General features: G+C 59.9%; 13 protein-coding genes. 4 read left to right on the top strand and 9 right to left on the bottom strand.

Features of this window, described 5'->3' with window-relative positions; translation table 11 throughout:
* Positions 1–6 precede the first annotated feature (6 nt).
* Positions 7–1443: a 6-phospho-beta-glucosidase gene (locus ACJ8PN_RS16780; RefSeq protein ID WP_086579879.1), complete on the top strand. Its 1437-nt coding sequence runs from the start codon at positions 7–9 to the stop codon at positions 1441–1443.
* 54 nt (positions 1444–1497) lie between these two features.
* Here the strand turns inward: ACJ8PN_RS16780 and ACJ8PN_RS16775 are convergent, their stop codons facing one another.
* The 5 genes from ACJ8PN_RS16775 to ACJ8PN_RS16755 all read right to left on the bottom strand — a co-directional run bounded on the left by ACJ8PN_RS16775 (position 1498) and on the right by ACJ8PN_RS16755 (position 6043).
* Positions 1498–2835: a D-serine ammonia-lyase gene (locus ACJ8PN_RS16775; RefSeq protein ID WP_442535092.1), complete on the bottom strand. Its 1338-nt coding sequence runs from the start codon at positions 2833–2835 to the stop codon at positions 1498–1500.
* A gap of 109 nt (positions 2836–2944) precedes the next feature.
* Entirely contained in the window at positions 2945–3634 is a 690-nt protein-coding gene (locus ACJ8PN_RS16770; protein ID WP_442535091.1) for a VIT1/CCC1 transporter family protein, read from the bottom strand.
* A gap of 26 nt (positions 3635–3660) precedes the next feature.
* Positions 3661–4134: a VOC family protein gene (locus ACJ8PN_RS16765; protein ID WP_442535090.1), complete on the bottom strand. Its 474-nt coding sequence runs from the start codon at positions 4132–4134 to the stop codon at positions 3661–3663.
* A gap of 11 nt (positions 4135–4145) precedes the next feature.
* The gene (locus ACJ8PN_RS16760; RefSeq protein WP_004938082.1) at positions 4146–4496 is read right to left on the bottom strand and encodes a DUF1428 domain-containing protein; all 351 of its coding nucleotides are present in this window, start codon (positions 4494–4496) and stop codon (positions 4146–4148) included.
* Positions 4497–4600: 104 nt separating this feature from the next.
* Complete coding sequence (locus ACJ8PN_RS16755; RefSeq protein WP_442535089.1) at positions 4601–6043, bottom strand: diguanylate cyclase; 1443 nt, start codon at positions 6041–6043, stop codon at positions 4601–4603.
* A 388-nt stretch (positions 6044–6431) separates the two neighbouring features.
* Between ACJ8PN_RS16755 and ACJ8PN_RS16750 the strand changes: the two genes are divergently transcribed.
* Entirely contained in the window at positions 6432–8570 is a 2139-nt protein-coding gene (locus ACJ8PN_RS16750; protein WP_442535088.1) for a TonB-dependent siderophore receptor, read from the top strand.
* On the opposite strand, the gene ACJ8PN_RS16745 is transcribed toward ACJ8PN_RS16750, so the two are convergent.
* Entirely contained in the window at positions 8567–9421 is an 855-nt protein-coding gene (locus tag ACJ8PN_RS16745; RefSeq protein WP_411260755.1) for an alpha/beta fold hydrolase, read from the bottom strand. The two genes, ACJ8PN_RS16750 and ACJ8PN_RS16745, sit on opposite strands and share 4 nt — an antisense overlap.
* A gap of 345 nt (positions 9422–9766) precedes the next feature.
* The gene (locus tag ACJ8PN_RS16740; protein ID WP_411260756.1) at positions 9767–12196 is read right to left on the bottom strand and encodes a DUF3772 domain-containing protein; all 2430 of its coding nucleotides are present in this window, start codon (positions 12194–12196) and stop codon (positions 9767–9769) included.
* A 449-nt stretch (positions 12197–12645) separates the two neighbouring features.
* Between ACJ8PN_RS16740 and ACJ8PN_RS16735 the strand changes: the two genes are divergently transcribed.
* Both ACJ8PN_RS16735 and ACJ8PN_RS16730 read left to right on the top strand, forming a co-directional pair.
* Complete coding sequence (locus tag ACJ8PN_RS16735) at positions 12646–14376, top strand: ABC-F family ATP-binding cassette domain-containing protein (RefSeq protein WP_171454063.1); 1731 nt, start codon at positions 12646–12648, stop codon at positions 14374–14376.
* Positions 14377–14423: 47 nt separating this feature from the next.
* Positions 14424–14849: a GNAT family N-acetyltransferase gene (locus ACJ8PN_RS16730; RefSeq protein ID WP_171403690.1), complete on the top strand. Its 426-nt coding sequence runs from the start codon at positions 14424–14426 to the stop codon at positions 14847–14849.
* Here ACJ8PN_RS16730 and ACJ8PN_RS16725 read toward each other — a convergent pair.
* Positions 14839–15471, bottom strand: coding sequence for a TetR/AcrR family transcriptional regulator (locus ACJ8PN_RS16725; RefSeq protein WP_253718537.1), 633 nt, complete (start codon positions 15469–15471; stop codon positions 14839–14841). The two genes, ACJ8PN_RS16730 and ACJ8PN_RS16725, sit on opposite strands and share 11 nt — an antisense overlap.
* Positions 15472–15493: 22 nt before the next feature.
* Positions 15494–18598, bottom strand: a complete 3105-nt coding sequence (locus ACJ8PN_RS16720; protein ID WP_442535087.1) for an efflux RND transporter permease subunit — start codon at positions 18596–18598, stop codon at positions 15494–15496.
* Positions 18599–18761: the final 163 nt, after the last annotated feature.

The following is an 18761-nucleotide window of genomic DNA, read 5'->3' as shown; positions in this document are numbered from 1 at the left end:
GAGACATTGACGATGAAACAGTTGCCGAAAGATTTTCTGTGGGGAGGCGCGGTCGCCGCGCACCAGGTTGAAGGCGGTTGGGATCGGGGCGGCAAAGGCCCAAGCATCGCCGACGTGCTGTCCGGCGGTTCGCACGGCGTCGATCGCGTGATGACCGACGGCGTGCTCGACGGCTACCGTTACCCCAACCATGAAGCGGTGGACTTCTACGGCCGCTACAAACAGGACGTGGCGCTGTTCGCCGAGATGGGTTTCAAATGCTTCCGCACCTCGATCGCCTGGACGCGCATCTTCCCGAACGGCGACGAAGCAGCGCCAAACGAGGCAGGCCTGCAGTTTTACGACGATCTGTTCGACGAGTTGCTGAAATACGGCATCCAGCCGGTGATCACCCTGTCGCACTTCGAAATGCCTTACCATTTGGTGAAAACCTACGGCGGCTGGAAAAACCGCCGGGTGGTGGAATTTTTCGTGCGCTTTAGCGAAGTGGTGATGCGCCGCTACCGCGAGAAGGTGAAGTACTGGATGACCTTCAACGAGATCAACAACCAGAGCAACTACCGCTACCCGCTGTTCGGCTACTGCTGTTCCGGCGTGGACTACACCCAGGAAGACAACCCGGAACAGGCGCTGTACCAGGTATTGCACCACCAGTTCGTCGCCAGCGCGCAGGTGGTCAAACTCGGCCATCAGATCAACCCGGAGTTCAAGATCGGCTGCATGCTGGCCTGCGTGCCGTTCTACCCTTATTCCTGCAAGCCGGACGATGTGATGTACGCCGTGGAGGCGATGCACCAGCGCTATCTGTACACCGACGTGCAGATGCGCGGCTACTACCCAAGCTATCTGCTGCGCGACTGGGAACGCAAAGGGCTGAAGATCGAGATGCAGCCGCAGGACGCACAGATCCTGCGCGAGGGCTGCACCGACTACATCGGCTTCAGCTATTACATGAGCAACGCGCTGCAGGCCAACGCGGTGGAAGGCAGCGACGGCATGTTCGGCTTCCCGGGCAACGTGCCGAACCCGCACGTCAAAGCCTCCGACTGGGGCTGGCAGATCGATCCGGTCGGGCTGCGCTACTCGCTGAACGTATTGTATGAACGTTACCAGAAACCGCTGTTTATCGTGGAGAACGGCTTCGGCGCCTTCGACAAGGTGGAAGCGGACGGCCAGATCAACGATGACTATCGTATCGACTATCTGCGCGCCCATATCGAAGAGATGAAAAAAGCGGTGATTGAAGACGGCGTAGACCTGATCGGCTATACGCCGTGGGGCTGCATTGACTGCGTATCGTTCACCACCGGCGAGTACAGCAAGCGCTACGGCTTTATCTACGTCGATAAACACGACGACGGCACCGGCACGCTCGAACGTTCGCGCAAGAAAAGCTTCGACTGGTATCGCCGGGTGATCGCCAGCAACGGCGAACAGCTTTAACCGCACGGCAGACCAATCAGGGGCGATGTTCGCCCCTTTTTACTTTATTGCGTCTTACTCAGCCGTCTGCCCGGCGGCGAGGTACTTCGCCATTTCCGGCGGCGGCACCATGCCGCCGCCGGTCGCCCACACCAGATGCGTCGCCTGCGCCAGGCTTTCCGCGCTCACCCCTTGCCCGCTAAGCTGTTGCGCATTGGCCACCATGCGCCACGGCCCGGCCATGCCCGCCAGGGCGGAGGGTTCCAGCTGGATATGCTCGTGCCTGTCCAACAACCCGAGCAACGCGAACATCTCTTCGTCGCTCAGCGTGTAAAATGCACTCAGCAGGCGCTCCATCGCCCGGCCGACAAAACCGGAGGCGCACCCCACCGCCAGCCCGTCCGCCGCCGTGCGGTTGTCGATGCCGAGATCTTGCACCGCAATGCCGTCATGCAACCCGCTGTAGACGCCGAGCAGCATGCAGGGGGAATGGGTCGGTTCGGCGAAAATGCAGTGAACGTGATCGCCGAACGCCAGCTTGAGGCCAAAGGCCACACCGCCCGGCCCGCCGCCGACGCCGCACGGCAGATACACGAACAGCGGATGCTGCGCGTCCACCACAATACCCTGTTCGGCAAACTGCCGCTTCAGGCGGCCGCCCGCCACCGCGTAGCCGAGGAACAGGGTTTGCGAGTTTTCATCGTCGATAAAGAAGCAATTCGGATCGTTCGCCGCCTGTTGGCGCCCTTGCTCGACCGCCACGCCGTAATCGTCAGCGTATTCCACCACCGTCACGCCATTGTCACGCAGCTTCTGTTTTTTCCACTCTCGCGCATCCGCCGACATGTGCACGCTGACATCAAATCCCAGGCGGGCGCTGATGATGCCGATGGATAATCCCAGATTGCCGGTTGATCCGACGGCGATGCGGTACTGACGGAAGAACTGACGAAACGCGTCGGAACACAGCCGGGCGTAGTCGTCACCGATCTGGAGCAGCCCCGCCTCCAGCGCCAGCTTCTCCGCGTGCGTCAGCACCTCATAGATGCCGCCGCGCGCTTTGATTGAACCGGAAATCGGCAGATGGCTGTCCTTTTTCAATAGCAGACGCCCGCCCAACGCCTGCCCATAGCGCCGATCCAACGCCTGCTGCATGGCGGGGATCGCCACCAGCTCGGATTCGATGATCCCCTTTGTCGGTTGGGTTTCCGGGAAGGCCGCGGCGAGATAAGGCGCGAAACGCGCCAGGCGCTGCTCGGCGTCGGCAACGTCGGCGGCGGTCAACCCGACGTGGGGCAGCCCTGCGGCCAGCGTGGTCGCTCGCGGATTGAACCAGGTGATCGGCGCGAGGGCGACCATTCGTTGCAACAGCGGATGCTGGGCGACCCACGATAGGATCTGTGATTTCTGCATAAGTGTCCCTGACTGATGTTGGCGTTGCCGTCACCTTGCCGCGAACGCCGGCGGCTGACAAATGATAAATTCTGAGCTTGAGGTGCAATAGATTGATGCAAGCGCGACGTTAACTGGCCGTCACGCCAAACAGCAGGCCGACGCCGGAAGAAACCGCCATCGCCAGTGCGCTCCAGATGAGGATGCGCGCCACGCCCGGCAAGATCGGCGCCCCGCCGGTTTTCGCGGCGATGCCGCCGAGAACGCCGAGGGAAATCAGCGCCGACGCCACCAGCGCCGGCCGCGTCCAGGCGACCGGTACCCACATCGCCACCAGCAGCGGCAACAGCGCGCCGAGGGAGAAACTCAGGGCCGACGCCAACGCAGCCTGCAGCGGCCGGGCGCGGGTGGCGGAGGAAATGCCCAGTTCGTCGCGCGCGTGCGCCTCCAGCGCATCATGCGCCATCAGCTTTTCCGCCACCTGCCGAGCCAGCGCCGGATCCAGACCGCGATGCACGTAGATTGACGTCAGTTCGCGAAACTCCCCCGGGTAGTCTTCAAGCAGCTCCGCCTGCTCTTCCGCCAGCGCGGCCTTTTCGGTATCCGCCTGCGACGAGACCGACACATATTCGCCGGTGGCCATCGACATTGCGCCGGCCACCCACCCGGCGACGCCGGCGATCATCAGCGCGGAATGTGAGGCGTTGGCCGCCGCGACGCCCAGCAGCAGGCTGGCCGTTGAAACGATGCCGTCGTTGGCGCCGAGCACCGCCGCCCGCAGCCAGCCGATGCGTTCAATACTGTGCCGTTCTCGGTGCATCCTTTCTCTCCTTCGTTCTCTTTCCGCTAACCCCGCGCCGCCGCTTCCAGCCCGGCGATGTCGATTTTGCCCATCAGCAGCATCGCTTCCGTTACCCGCCGCACGCGGGCGGCGTCGGGATCGTTCATCAACTCCGTCAGGCGTCGCGGCACAATTTGCCAGCACAGCCCCCAGCGATCGCGCAGCCAGCCGCACTGCTCCGCCTCGCCGCCCTCGCTCAACGCATCCCATAGCCTGTCGACTTCAGCCTGATCGTCACATTCCACTATCACGGAGAAACTGTGATTGAACGGATCCAGCGGCCCGGCTTCGATCGCCGCGTAGCGCTGGTCCCCCAGCGTGAAAGAAGCCAGTTTCACGCTGCCGGCCGGGCCGCTCGGCGTATCCGCCGGCAGGTCGGAAAACCAGTTCACGGACGAACCGGGGATCAACGCGACATAGCAATTCAGCGCCGCTTCCATGTCTTTTTCAAACCACAGATGTTGCGTAATTCTGGCCATCTGCGCCTCCTTTACGCATCGAGGATCGGCGCGAAACCGCCGAAGATCATGCGTTTGCCGTCGAACGGCATCTCGCCCAGCGCCTTCATGCGCGGGTCGTTCATCATTTTCTCGTTGGCGGCGTCGCGCACCGCTTTGGAGGGGTACTCTATCCAGCTGAACACCACCACTTCACCTTCTTGCGCCTTCACCGCGCCGCGAAAGTCGGTGAGCTTGCCGTCGGGCACGTCATCGCCCCAGCACTCCACGATGCGCGTGGCGCCAAACTCTTTGAACAGCGGCGCTGCCGCCGCCGCCAACCGGTGATAAGCCTCCTTATTGGCGGCCGGCACCGCCACCACAAACCCGTCTACGTATTTCATTCTGGCATCCTCTTGTCTGATTAAGGACAGTCGGTTCGGCGCAGGCGGAAATGCCCGCGTCCCTTACCAGTTTAGACCGCAGGCACGCAGCACGGATCGGAAGTTCAGCGGCCGTGACAGGCCGGCGGAGACGATTCCGGCGTGGCGACCCGGTTACGGCCGGCGTTTTTCGCTTTGTATACCGCCAGATCAGCCAGTTTGAGCAGGTCGGCCAGGCTGTGGCCGGAACCGCCCGGGCAGGTCACCATGCCGATGCTGACGGTGATCTGCAGCGGATGGCCGGCCGGCATGGTGATCGATTCCGCCTCAATGCGTTGCCGCAGGCGTTCGGCCAATTGCCATCCCTGCTGCGGCTGGCCGAGCGTCGAAACGATGGCGAACTCTTCGCCCCCCATGCGGCCGAACAGGTCACCGACGCTCAGATCGGCGGCGATCGCGCGGGTAAAAGCCATCAGCGCCTGATCGCCGCCGGCATGGCCGAAACGGTCATTAATCGACTTGAAATAGTCGATATCGAGCATCATGACGCACACCAGCTCGCCCTTTTGGTCTATCAACCGTTCGCCGCGCTGCATAAACGCATTGCGCGTCAGCACGTGCGTCAACGCATCGTGATTCGCCACGTGCTCCAGCGTGCGCAGCAGCGCATTGCGCGCATAGTTCATGCTGGCCACGGCGATGGGCCCCAGCGCCAGCAGCGCGATGCCCAAACGCATCGATACCGCGTTTTGCAACACCTTCATGTCGAGCGTCGAACTCAACAGCCCGAAATCGATAGCCAGATGGCACCACAGCACATAGATCAGCACCGCAATCATGGTGCAGAACAGTGAGAAGGACATCGCCAGCCACAGCAGCACCGGCATGGGAAAGATCACCGCCCCGGGGCCGCCGATCAGCACGCTGCACACCGCCGCCAGCAACAGCAGCGCCAACACCGTGAGTTTTCGCCCCGCCCGCGGCCATTGGCTGCGCTGGGTGAACATGGTGCCGGCCGCCGCAAGGCGACGTCGCCAATCGCCGGGAAACGCCAGAATAAACGGCATCAGCGTGACGTAATTGGTGAACTCGGACGAGAACCACAGCGCCAGCGAGGTCAAATAGGGCCTGCCGAACAGCCACTGCGAAGTTACGGCGCCCACCGCGCCGGTCGCGGCGGCGGCGGCCAGGCAGATGCCGAACAGGTACATGCTGGACGTGCCGCGTTGCAACATGCGCGCCGGCGGCGACAGCCGCATGAACAACAGATACCCCACCACGACGCCGGTCAGATTGGCGACGTTCAGCAGCAGCGTCTTTTGCAGCGAACTGCCGGTCAACAGATCCGCCGCCAGATAGCCCAGCACCGCCATGCCCCAGCCGGCCCGCGTAGCCCACTGTGGCCGACGCACCAAAACGGCCAGCAGTACGGCGTTCACCGGCCAGAATATCGCCAGAAAGCTGCCGGGACGACTCACGATGCCCAGCAGACACAGGGTGAACACCAACAAAAAAATGATGAGCGCGGGCCAGATTTTCCGGGTATCAGACAACGAGGTGGTTTGCATCTTGGATCCAGAGACTTCCGCTAGCATAAAGTGACAGTCTGTTCGCGTCACAACCGTCGGCGGTGAGGCGAAGATAAACGGCCGACCCGCCTATTATTGCCAGTTTTGCCTGCCCGGACACCTGTTTATTCATCAAGGGAAAATATATTTGTGTATCAATATATTGACAGGAATCACCCTTCCGGCGAACAAACTGCCGCGCCCCTCCCGTCACTGCGATCGTTATTGCCATCCATCCGACTTTTTACCGGCAAAATCGCCGTCTTTTTCCCTAATGGCAAAATTTAATCGTGCAATGAAGGGATACCGGCATTCCCCTCTATTCAAAATCTATAAATGATAATTATAATGATAATCGTTACTATTTATTATTTTTTCATGGAATTATATGCACCAGTCAGTTCTTCGCCCCCCCACTAAAAGAAATAAAAATCACGTTCTTCGCACGCTGCCCCTGATTGCCGGTTTGTTCCCCGCGCTGGCGATCGCCGCCGCGCCCGGCGCAAAAACGGAGGAATCCATTACGGTGACCGCCGCGGCCCAGCCTTCAGGCAGCTATAGCGCCGACACCGCCTCGACCGCCGGCAAGACCGCCGCGCCGCTCGCCGAGGTGCCGCAATCGGTCAGCGTCGTCACCTCTCAGGTCATTGACGACTTCCAGGTCAAAAGCGTCAATGAGGCGATGAAGTTCGTCAGCGGCGTCACCCAGGGCAACACGCTCGGCGGCACGGAGGATGGCTTCGTCAAGCGCGGGTTCGGGGTTAACTCCGACGGCTCGGTCTTCATCGACGGTGTGCGCAGCAACCAAGGGCTGAGCATGGACGCCACCACCGATCGCGTCGAAGTGCTGAAAGGTTCCGCTTCGCTGCTGTATGGCATCCTCAGCCCCGGCGGCGTCATCAATCTGATCGGTAAAAAACCGCAGTACGACTGGAACACCCGCATCAGCGGCGCCACCAACAGTTTTGGCGGCGGCAGCGGCAGCGTCGATGTGACCGGTCCGCTGGGCGGCGGCTTCGCCTTTCGCCTGATCGCCGACCGCCAGCACGCAGATTACTGGCGCAATTTCGGCAGCGACGAACACACGCTGATCGCCCCCTCGCTCAGTTGGTTCGGCGACCAGGCTTCCTTTAACATCGCCTACAGCGAATACAAGTACGACATTCCTTACGATCGCGGCACCGCATTTATCGACGGCAAACCGGTCGATGTGCCCTATAACCGCCGCTTGGATGACTACGCGAACCATGCCTGGGGCAAGAACAAACGTCTGAGCGCCCATTATGAGTACGCGCTCGATCCGATCTGGACGACCCGCTTCAACTACGCCTGGCTGCAACGCCGTTACGACAGCAACGAAGTGCGCGCCACCGCGGTCGACACCACGACCGGCATCGTCTCGCGCCGCGCCGACGCCAACCGCGGTTTCAATCATCAAACCCACTATTACTCCTGGGATCTGACCGGTTCGCCGCAGCTGTTCGGCATGCAGCACGATCTGCTGCTGGGCGTGGACTACGAGAAAAATCAGACCTACAAGGCCTATTCCTACCGCGGCAAGGTCTCGAAGACCTTCAACATGTACGATCCGGTGTATGGCGAAACGCCGGTCACCGACAGCACCACCTACAGCGACGCGTCAAGCAACCTGCGCGCCACGCTGTTCAGCCGTTCCCTGTACGCCAAGGACAGCATTCATCTTACCGATCAATGGATCGCGGTGCTGGGCGCGCGCTATCAGTCGTATTACCAGAACAACAGCAACGGTTTCCAGAAACCAAAAAATACGCTCAATGACAAAGACGACCAGCTTTTGCCGCAGGCGGGGTTGGTGTATAAGCTGACGCCGAGCCTGTCGCTGTACGGCAATTACAGCCGTTCGTTCACGCCGTCCACCGCCATAGACGACAATGGCGACGTCGCCACGCCGGAAACCGGCACCACCTATGAGGTGGGCGGAAAATGGCAGATCACCCCGGCGTTTGACGCCACGCTGGCGCTCTATCGCATTGATGAAAGCAACATGTCGATCTTTATCAACGGCGTGACCCGCAGCATCCCCAAAGCGCGCTCCACCGGCGTCGAACTGGAGTTGAACGGGGAAGTGGCGCGCAACTGGGATCTCACCGCCAACTACAGCTACGACAAGACCGAAATTGTCGAAGACAACCTCAACCCGGACAACGTCGGCAATCGGCTGGTCAACGCCCCAACCAACATGGGCGGCCTGTACCTCAGCCGCCGCATGACATTGCCGGTGGTGCCCGGCGAGGTGCGCATTGGCGGCGGCGCGCGCTACGTCGGTCGCCGAGCCGGCGATCCGGAGAACAGTTTCACCATGCCGGCCTATACCGTGGCGGATGCCTTTGTCGCCTGGGACAGCAAGCTGCTTGGGAAACATACCCAGCTGAAACTGAATGTGAAAAACCTGTTCAACCGCGAGTACTATGCCTCCAGCGCCGGTAATTTACGCGTGATTGAGGGTGAACCGCGCAGCCTGAGCCTGCAGGCGACGGTCGATTTCTAACCTGTCATGCCTTGGGCGCCGTTTGGCACCCGTTTTCTTTGCGCCGGCGGCGGCATCACATCGGCGAGAAAATCCAGCAGCGCGCGGTTGAACAGCGCGGGCCGCTGCAGCGGCGCGAAATGGCTGACGCCCGGCAGCGTCACCAGACGAGCGCCGGGGATGCTATGGCTGAGGTAGACGGCATGTTCGGCGCGGATAAACTCATCGTGTTCGCTGTGCGCAACCGTCACCGGCACGCGAATGGCCGCCAATTCCTGCGCGGTATAGTTCGGCTGGCTGCTCATCATCAGGCTTACGGCGGCGACGAAGGGAGCGAAATCCTCTGGCGTCGGTGACAAGGCGGCATAGTCCTGCGCATGGCGCGCAAAGCAACGCTCGACGAGCAGACTGGACGGCGGCGGTTTAACCCCGCTGGCATCCATATTGCAGCCGAAGAAAAAGACGCCGTCCACCCGCTCGGGCGCCCGATGGGCGGCGATGAGCGCGACGCAGGCACCGTCGCTCCAGCCCGCCAGCGCGGCGTGGGGTATTTGCAACGCGTCCATCACCGCCAACAGATCATCGGCCATCCGAGCGTAACGGTATGGCCGCGCGTCGCGCGTGCTGCGCCCGTGCCCGCGGCTGTCGATGACCAGCACGCCATACCCGGCGGCCAGCAGCGCCGGCAGTTGATACCCCCAGTTGCCGCTGTGGCCCAGGCCGCCGTGCAACAGGATCAGCGTCGGAGCAGCGCCATAGGCCGCATACCAGATGTGCGCGCCGTCGTGTTCGACAAAGCCCTGCCTGGAACCGGGCGGCAACGGCGGCGCGCCCTGCGCGGCAAAGCGAGTCAAATCGTCGTCGGTTTGCATCTTTCTCCCCTCATTCGCCGAGGTTGAGCATCGATACGGCATCCAGGGAGTATAGTTCGCAGCGGCAAGCGGTGCCGTTCGCTTTCCCGGCATATACTTAAAGGAGGAATCGCAATGGAGGACGGTGAGATGAAGAAGATAATTCTCGTGTTTTTGACGTTGATGCTGAGCGGTTGTATCGGCGGAGGCGGCGGCCCATCGAATGCACCTTCGACATCGCCAAATGAACCTTACACCTGCACCAAATCCAGCGCCAACAGCGACTGCTCGCAATCGGTAGAACCATCGATGTACTAGCCGCGCTCGGCGGGCCGTCGCTTAACGGCCCGCCGCCTCAAACCGGCACTAGGAGGAGTGCTCCTCTTCATTGGCCTGATATCGCGTCGCCTGCTGCTTCATAAATACCACTTCCTGCGGGCTGGACAGGCTCACTTCCTGCGCGCGCAGCAGCTTGAGGATATTGAACAGCAGTTCACTCTTGGTGGCGCCGACCATGCGCGGGCTCGGCACATAGCCGGTCACGCTCAGGATAATGCCGTCCGGCCCCAGTTGGCTGAAGCGCACGTAAGGCGCCGGCGTGTCCAGAATGTTTTCGTACTCGTTATAGGCGCTGAGCAAGATATTGCGCACCTGCTCCGGATCGATCGAGGTCGGGAACGTCAACGCGATGGTCACCACGCCTTGCGCGTTGCCCATGGTGGCGTTACGCACGTTCTGCGAGATCAGCTGCGAGTTCGGTACGATCATGGTGGAACGGTCGCTGAGCTGGATTTCGGTAGCGCGCACGTTGATGCGCCGCACGTCGCCTTCCACGCCGCCGATGCCGATCATATCCCCGACCTTCACCGGGCGTTCGGTCAGCAGGATCAGGCCGGAAATAAAGTTCTTCACGATCTCCTGCAAACCGAAGCCGATACCGACCGACAGGGCGCTGACGATCCACGCCAGGTTGCTCCACTGGATGCCCAGCGCCGCCAGGGTGATCAGAATCACCAGCACATAGCCGATATTGCTGAACAGCGTCACCAGCGAGGCGCGGATGCCGACGTCCGAGATGGTTTTCGGCAACAGCTCAGAACCGAGCCAGCGCCGTACCGCACGCAGAATGTAGATGCCGATCGCCAGGCAGATCACGGCGTTGAGCAGGTTGCCGGGCACGATGTTGAAACGCTGCAGCCCTTCGCCGGTCAGGATGGAGACGATTTTCTCCATCAGCGAGCCCGGCGTGGTGCTGCCAAACGAGCCGTTGAACAACGCGACGATCATCAACAGCAACAGTGAACATTTGGCCAGCGCGGTGGTGATGATCGACATCTGCTCCAGATGGCGATCCTTGAAGCTGAGCGTTTTCTTCAGCATCTTGCCGCTGACGGTCTGCGGCGAAAACAGCGCGGCGCACAGGTCGGTGGCGAACAGCACCATGAAGTAGAACGCCATCAGCACCAGCACCACCCAGATCAGCTGGTAGGTCAGGAAACGGGCGAAGGCGATGTAGCCGATAAGCAGGGAAAGCAGGATCACCACCGAACACACCAGGGTGACGATGTGCACCAGCCCGCCGACCAGCGTGCGTTTTTCCAGGTGCGCGCCCTGCTGCTCCAGACGGCGACGAATGCGCTGGCCGCGCAGCGGCGCCGCCAGCAGCACCATGCCGATCAGCCCCGCCACCAGGCCATTGCCGAAGATGGTGGTGGCCAATGAGGCGCTGACGACGTTGTTGATCAGCTCCACGGTGCCGAACGCCAGCGCCAGACCGGCCAGCAGCGGCGAGAAGTAACGCAGCCCGGCGGCCACTTCATTGTCCAGCGCAGCCAAACGCCACGACGGACGATTCAGCGACAGCGCCGCACGCCCCAACCCGGCGATCAGCGCGCAGAAAATCCCCAGACGGTTAAAGCCTTCGGCGAAGTCTTCCAGCATCACCGGCAGCGGCTGCACGCGGACAAAGACGTAATACAGCAGATTCAGCGCGATCGAGGTGGTGATCACCGTCACCGCCACGGTGACGATCGCCATGAAGCTGCGGCGCAGGCGCCCGTCCGGCAGGAAGCGAATGCTGACCCAGGCGAGGAAACGCTCGGAGAAATAACGCCCCCAGGACCAGACGATCACCGCCAGCGCCAGCAGCGCCAGCGAACCGTAACGCCATTCGTCCTGCCAACTGGCGTCCCAGGCCGCTTTCATCTCGGCATTGAACTGGTCCAGCCGCTGCACGTCATCCGCTGACGGCTGCACCACCGGCGTCCAGAATTTGACGCCCAAAATGCTGCCGGTGTTCAGCGCCAGCTGGGTTTTGAACGCCACCCGGCGCAGATCGCTGATCTGCTGGCCCAGGTCGAAGGCGCTGGTCTTGATGGCCTGCGCGCGTTTTACCGCATCGTCCAGCTGCTTCTTGCTGTTGTTCAGCGCATTGCGTTGCTGGGCGACGGCCGGGGTTTCCGGCAGCGCGCCGACCGCCGGGGCCGGCCCCAGCACGTCCAGCTGCGCCTGCAGTTTTTCCTGCACCGGCTGCAGATCGGTAGCGAGTTTGTCCATGCCGGCGACCAGATCGTCCGTCGCCAACCGCAGTTTGCTGAGCTGGGTGTCGGTCGTCGCTTTGGAAACCAGCTGCTTCATGCTGTCCAACTGCTTTTGCGCGGCTTTCAACTGCGTAGCGGGATCGGGCGCGCTTTCGGCGGCGGGATCATCCTGGGTGGCGGCGACGGCGGCGAACGGCGTCAGTTGCATACCCAACAGCAATAATAACAACAGCAGGAACGGGCGAGGCTTTAACATAAATTCAGTGCTCAGCATCATTATCTGATAGACAGACGAACAGGCGGCGGATGAACCGTCGCTTAACCATAAACGCTAATTATAATAGCTGCTTAATGTCGGCCGAAATACAGTAATTATTCCCATTGTGTGCCACGCACCCGCGCTCGCCTTAGCTTGCTGATTATTCAGGCGCTTTTACACTGGCGATACGGCATGAAGCGCTCTATAATCCAGCCACCGATTAACCTGCAACCAATAAAAGGAGACTTACTATGCTGACGTGTGAATTGGTTTTTCACTCACACTTCTTTGGTAATCGTCGCCGCTCAAGCATTACCGGTATCGCGCTGCGATAACCCAGCTTGAGCGAAGCTTACTAAATCCAGGATCTTCCCTCCGGCTTACCGGGTTGTCGTCAGCAATGTTTGACGATAGGCATTGTCATGCCTGTAACTCTTGAGTAAGCAATGAGCACATTACTGTCTGCACAATCTGTCGGTTACGACAACGCGTTCGGCGTCCTGCTGAGCGAGATTTCCTTCAGCCTGAAAAAAGGCGACCGCATCGGTTTGATCGGCGATAACGGCTGCGGCAAAAGCACCCTGCTGCAAATTCTCAGCGGCGACCTGCCTGCGCACACCGGATCGGTGACATTGTCACATCAATGTCTGATGGCGCGCATTGAGCAACATCTGCCGCCGGAGCTGCACGCCAGTACCCTGCTGGATGCGGTTCTGGCGCGGCTGCCTACGGGCCAACACCTCAGCGAACGCTGGCGCTGCGAAGCGCTACTGGCCGAGCTGGGGTTTGAACCAGAGAGCTGGACGTTGACCGCCGGCACTCTCAGCGGCGGCCAGCATACGCGGCTGCTGTTGGCGCGCGCGCTGATCCGCCAACCCGATCTGCTGCTGCTCGACGAACCCAGCAACCACCTGGACCTGCCCACGCTGCTGTGGCTGGAACAGTTCTTGCGTAACTGGACCGGCAGTTTCGTGCTGGTGTCGCACGATCGCTACCTGCTCGACCAGGTAACCAATTGCACCTGGATCCTGCGCGACAAAACGCTGCAGTTCTTCCGTTTGCCCTGTTCTGCGGCACGCGGCGCGCTGGCGGAACAGGACGCCGCGGACGAACAGCGGCGCCACGCCGAGCAAAAGGAAATCGATCGGGTGGAAAAAAGCGCCAAGCGCCTGGCGACCTGGGGCAAGGTCTACGACAACGAAGATCTGGCGCGCAAGGCCAAGCAAATGGAGAAGCGCGTCGATCGGTTGAAGGAAGAACAGACCACCCTGACCGCCGGCAGCCCCTGGCGGCTGCGGCTGCAGGGAGAAGCGCTGGACGCCGATCGCCTGCTGGCGCTGCCGCACTGGGCGGTGCGCCCGGCGCCGGATGCGCCGGTGCTGTTCAGCCTGGAACATCTGCGCGTGAAAAGCGGCGATCGCATCGCCATCGTCGGGCGCAACGGCTGCGGCAAATCGTCGCTGTTGCGCCTGCTGTGGCGCGAGTATCAGCAACAAACGCAGCGCCCGGCGCTGTTCCATCCGCGCGTGCGCATCGGCTATTACGATCAGAGCCTGCAACAGCTGCACGATGAAGACACGTTGAGCGAAGCGCTGGCGCAGTTTGCGCCGCTGACCGAGGAACAGCGGAAAATGGCGCTGATCGGCGCCGGGTTCCCTTACCTGCGCCACCATCAGCAGATCCGTTCGCTGAGCGGCGGCGAGCGTTCACGGTTGCTGTTTGTCGGCCTGACGCTGGCCAACCATTCGTTGCTGCTGCTGGACGAGCCCACCAACCACCTGGATATGGCGGGCAAAGAGGAGCTGGCGGAAACGCTGCGTCAGTTCCCCGGCGCCGTCATGCTGGTCACCCACGATCGGATGCTGATCGAACAGAGCTGCAACCGCTTTTGGCTGATAGACCAACAAAAACTGGAGGAGTGGCACGATCTGGCGCCGGTGTACCAGCGTCTGGCGGGCGAAACGCCGGCGCTGCCGACGGCGCACGAGGCCAACGCAGACGCCCCGACGCCAAACCCGCAGTTGGAAGGCGAAGAGGCGTTGCTGACCGCCCTGTTTGCCCTCGAAAGCAAACTGGAGGCCGACCTGGCGCGTAAACCGAAGCATCAAAAACCGGAGCTTCAGGCGCGCTGGCGCCGCGAGATTGCCGACATCACCGCCCGGTTGAGTCTGGGTTAACCTTGACAGGCCGCCATCCGGCGGCCTGTTTTTTGACGGAGTGCGACATGGCATTTTCCCTTGAGCAAGCCTCACTCGCGCAGCGCCCGCTGCTGGCGGCCATGCTGTCCGATTGCCTTCGCGAGCTGGGCGTCGATGGGGATTACCCCTATTTGCCGCTCTACTGGCGCGAGGCCGGCCGCTACCCCTATTTGATGTTGAGCGATCGGCAAACGGCCGGGTTCGCGTTGGTCAGGCGTCTCGATAGCGCCACCGTCGAAATGGCGGAGTTCTACATCAAGCCCGAATGGCGACGCAACGGGCTGGGACAACAGGCTGCCCGCGCCTTGTTCGCGCAGCATCCCGGCGGTTGGTCGCTGTCGGTCAGCCAAGATAATCCGCGCGGGCTGGCGTTTTGGCGGGCGGCGATACCAGCCGAGGCTCTACATATGCAACAAAGCACCAGGCTCACGTTCTCTTTCGTTATTCGGTAATGGCAGACGGCGAATATTGCCAGGCCAAAAGAAACGCGGTGATAGCCGCTTCGGTCATGTGTTGCAATTGTTCCGGCGTCGGCCACTGGTCGGATAGCAAAACCGCGGGCAACGGATACCCCATAACCGCGCCCAGAAATGCCATCGCCTGCGGCTGCGCATGGACAAATTGGATTTGCCCATGCTGCCGCGCCTGTTCCAATATCCTCACTAACGCCTGAAGCACTCGCCCGGCATTGCGTTCGCGCAACGTGGCGTACAACTCAGGTTTCTGCAACAGCAGTTGCACCAGCAACCGCTGAAAATGCACGTTCTCAACGCTGAAAAAATGCGCCTGAACCACCGAGGCGAAACGTGCCAACACCTGCGGTAAATCCACACTCTCCTGTGTCAGAATGGTGGCAATTGGCGGCTGCATCTTTTCGATAAGATGGTTGAACGTCTCCAACACCAAGGCATCCTTGCTCGGGAAATGATTATATAAGGTTTGACGGGTGGTTCCCGCCTCGTTGGCTATCTCGTCCAAAGAGATGTCCAAACCCTGCTGCAAAAACAGAACGCTGGCGGTTTCCAGTATCCGTGGCCTGGCCTTCATCGGCCTTCCCGGTTGACGGTTGATCATATTATCTCCCCTGCCCAGAGGCTCATTTTCGCGCTTTAAGTCGTGCCAATCCTTGTTTAGTCAGAACAAAAAACAGCGGTACGAACAATAATGTCAGCAGTGTGCCAGAAATCATGCCGCCTATCACAGCAATACCGATTTCGCGCCGGCTGGCGGCCCCGGCACCGACAGAAAGCGCCAGCGGGATTACACCAGCGACAAACGCCAATGAAGTCATCACGATGGGCCGCAGACGCAATCGCGCCCCTTCCAATGTCGCCTGCAACAAAGCGGATCCCGTTTTTAGCTGTGTTTCAACAAACTCGACGATCAGGATCGCGTTTTTTGCCGCCAGACCAATCGTCGTCAACATTCCCACCTGGAAGTAAATATTGTTTTCATACCCCGCAAGGCGTGCGGCAACAACGGATCCGATAATCCCGAGGGGAATGATCAGCATCACAGACAACGGAATAGACCAACTCTCATACAGCGCGGCAAGACAGAGGAAAATGAACAACACCGAAGCTAGATACACCATCAGTGTTTGCCCGGCGGCCAATTGCTCCTGATATGAGAGCCCACTCCACTCAAGGCGGTAGCCGTCTATATCGCCGATGATATTCTGCATACGCGCCATCGCGGTGCCGGAGCTTTCTCCCTCGGCTGCCGCCCCCTGTAACTGCGTGGCCGACAGCCCGTTAAAGCGCTGAAGGATTTGTGGGCCTGAGAGCCAACGCGTAGTCGCGAAGCTGGCAAAGGACGCCATGCTGCCGCTTTCACCACGTACAAACCAACTATCGATATCATCCGGCGCCGAGCGCCAGGCCGCATCCCCCTGCATGTAGACCCGCTTCACGCGGCCGCGATCGATAAAATCGTTAATATAAGCGCCTCCCCATGCGGCAGAAAGCGTGTTGGTGATGTCAGCCTGCTGCAGCCCTTGTGCGCTAGCTTTTTGCTGGTCGATATCGACCTGCAATTGCGCTTTATCTTCGAGGCCGTTTATGCGCACCGCCGTTAACAACGGATCTTCGGTAGCGGCGGCAATCACCTGCCTCTGAGCAGCTTGCAGCGCGTCATGCCCGACGCCGTTTTGATCTTGTAACCACAATTCAAATCCACTGGACTGCCCCAACCCGCGCACCGCCGGCGGCGACAACACATTGATCTGCGCGTCACGATAGCTTTTGAAATGGCGATTGGCGCGGCTAATAATCGCCTGCGCGTTATTTTCATCACCACTGCGTAGCGACCAATGTTTCAGTTCGGCAAACGCCATACCGACATTCTGACCACTGCCGGCGTTATTGCGCCCGACAACCATGAAGATTACATTCAGGTTGTCCCGCTCGGCGGTCATGAAATAGTCGGCGATAGCGTCAGCAGTCTGTTGCGTTCTGGCCATCGGGGCACCTGGCGGCAGAGAAAACTGGACCATTACCGAGCCCTGATCCTCAACCGGGAGAAAACCGGTAGGCATACGCAGATATTGCCAGATCATGAAACTAACCAGCAGCAGCGCCAACAGGCAAAAACGCCCCTTGCGCGCCATCACATGGTTCAATCCCAGTCCATAACGCCGCTGCCCGTATTCCACCAGGCGGTTAAAGCCGCGAAAAAAACGGCGGCGCGGCCGGTGCACCGGCGGTTTCAGCAAACCGGCACACAGTGCCGGCGTCAAGGTCAACGCAACTAAAACCGACAGCACCATAGCCGCGACCAGCGTGATGGAAAACTGTCGGTAGATCATCCCGGTTGAACCGCCGAAAAATGCCATTGGAATAAATACCGCCGAAAGTACCAGCGCGATGCCGATCAGAGCGCCATTGATCTCCCGCATCGAAAGCAACGTCGCCTCGCGCGGTGGCAATTGCGCCTCCTCCATCACGCGCTCAACATTTTCAACCACCACAATCGCGTCATCTACCAACAGGCCGATCGCGAGCACCATGGCGAACAGTGTCAAGGTGTTTACGCTGTAACCCAACAGCGCCAAAACACCGAAAGTGCCGAGCAACACTACGGGTACCGTAATGGTGGGGATCAACGTGGCGCGCCAATTTTGCAAAAACAGATACATCACCACAATCACTAGCGCGATCGCTTCCAACAGCGTTTGTACGACGCCTTCAATGGAAACCAGTACGAACGGCGTGCTGTCTCGTGGATAAGCCACCTGCAACCCCGGTGGAAACTGCGGGGCCCTGCGATTCACTTCGGCCCGTACCCGCTCTGCCACCTCCAGCGCATTGGCGCCGGAAGCCAACTGAATCGAAATACCCGCCGCCGGGTGACCATTGAGGCGCGTTTGGTTTTGATAGTTTTCCGCCCCGATTTCAACACGAGCAACATCGCGCAAATACACCGCCGAACCGTCGGTATTGGTACGCAGAATAATATCCTCAAACTGTTCCGGCGTTTCCAGCCGCGATTGTGCGGTCACGGTCGCGTTCAACGACTGGCCTTCTATCGTAGGCAAGGCTCCGATCTCACCGCTGGTGACCTGGGCATTTTGCGCTTCTATGGCGACCTGCACGTCAGACGGCATCAAACCATAGCCGCTCAGTTTGATCGGATTGAGCCAAATGCGCATAGCATATTGGGCACCAAACACCGTCGTCTCCCCGACGCCATCCACCCGGCTCAGCGGATCTTGCAGCGAACTGACCAGAAAATCATTGATATCAACGCTGTCCATACGGCCTTGCGTGTCGTACAAGGCAACCACCATTAGGCTATCACCCTGCGATTTAGTCACAGTGATGCCTTGCTGCTGCACTTCTTGCGGCAATCGCGACGTTGCTTGATTGACCGCATTTTGCACTTGAACCTGAGCAATGTCCGGATCGGTTTGTTGTTCGAAGCTAAGGCTGATGCGAGCCTGGCCCGCCGAACTGCTGGTTGATGAGAAATACAACAGGCCATCGATGCCTTTAATTTGTTGTTCGATAATCTGAGTCACGCTGTCCTCTACCGTTTTGGCCGAAGCACCGGGGTAATTGGCTGTCACCGTGACACCAGGTGGCGCGATGTCGGGATATTGCTCAATCGGCAATGTCCAGAGCGCCAGAGCACCCGCTGCCATAATGCAGATGGCCAGCACGGCCGCAAACACCGGTCGAAAGATGAAAAAATGCGCTAGCATGCCTGACCCCTCTGATTATCTTGCTGACGGATGCTTTGATGGTACGTTTAATAATTAAATTTACTTTACAGTAAAGTAAATAAATCAAATCAAGCCTGAAATCAAGCAGGAATAGACACCGTATTGTCATCTGACTATGGCACCCTGCACACTAAACTTTGTT

The organism is Serratia sp. CY76391 (assembly GCF_052166695.1).
Lineage (GTDB): Bacteria > Pseudomonadota > Gammaproteobacteria > Enterobacterales > Enterobacteriaceae > Serratia > Serratia nematodiphila.
Note: the sequence above shows the minus strand (reverse complement) of the source record. Positions and strands in the feature narration are given on the sequence as shown.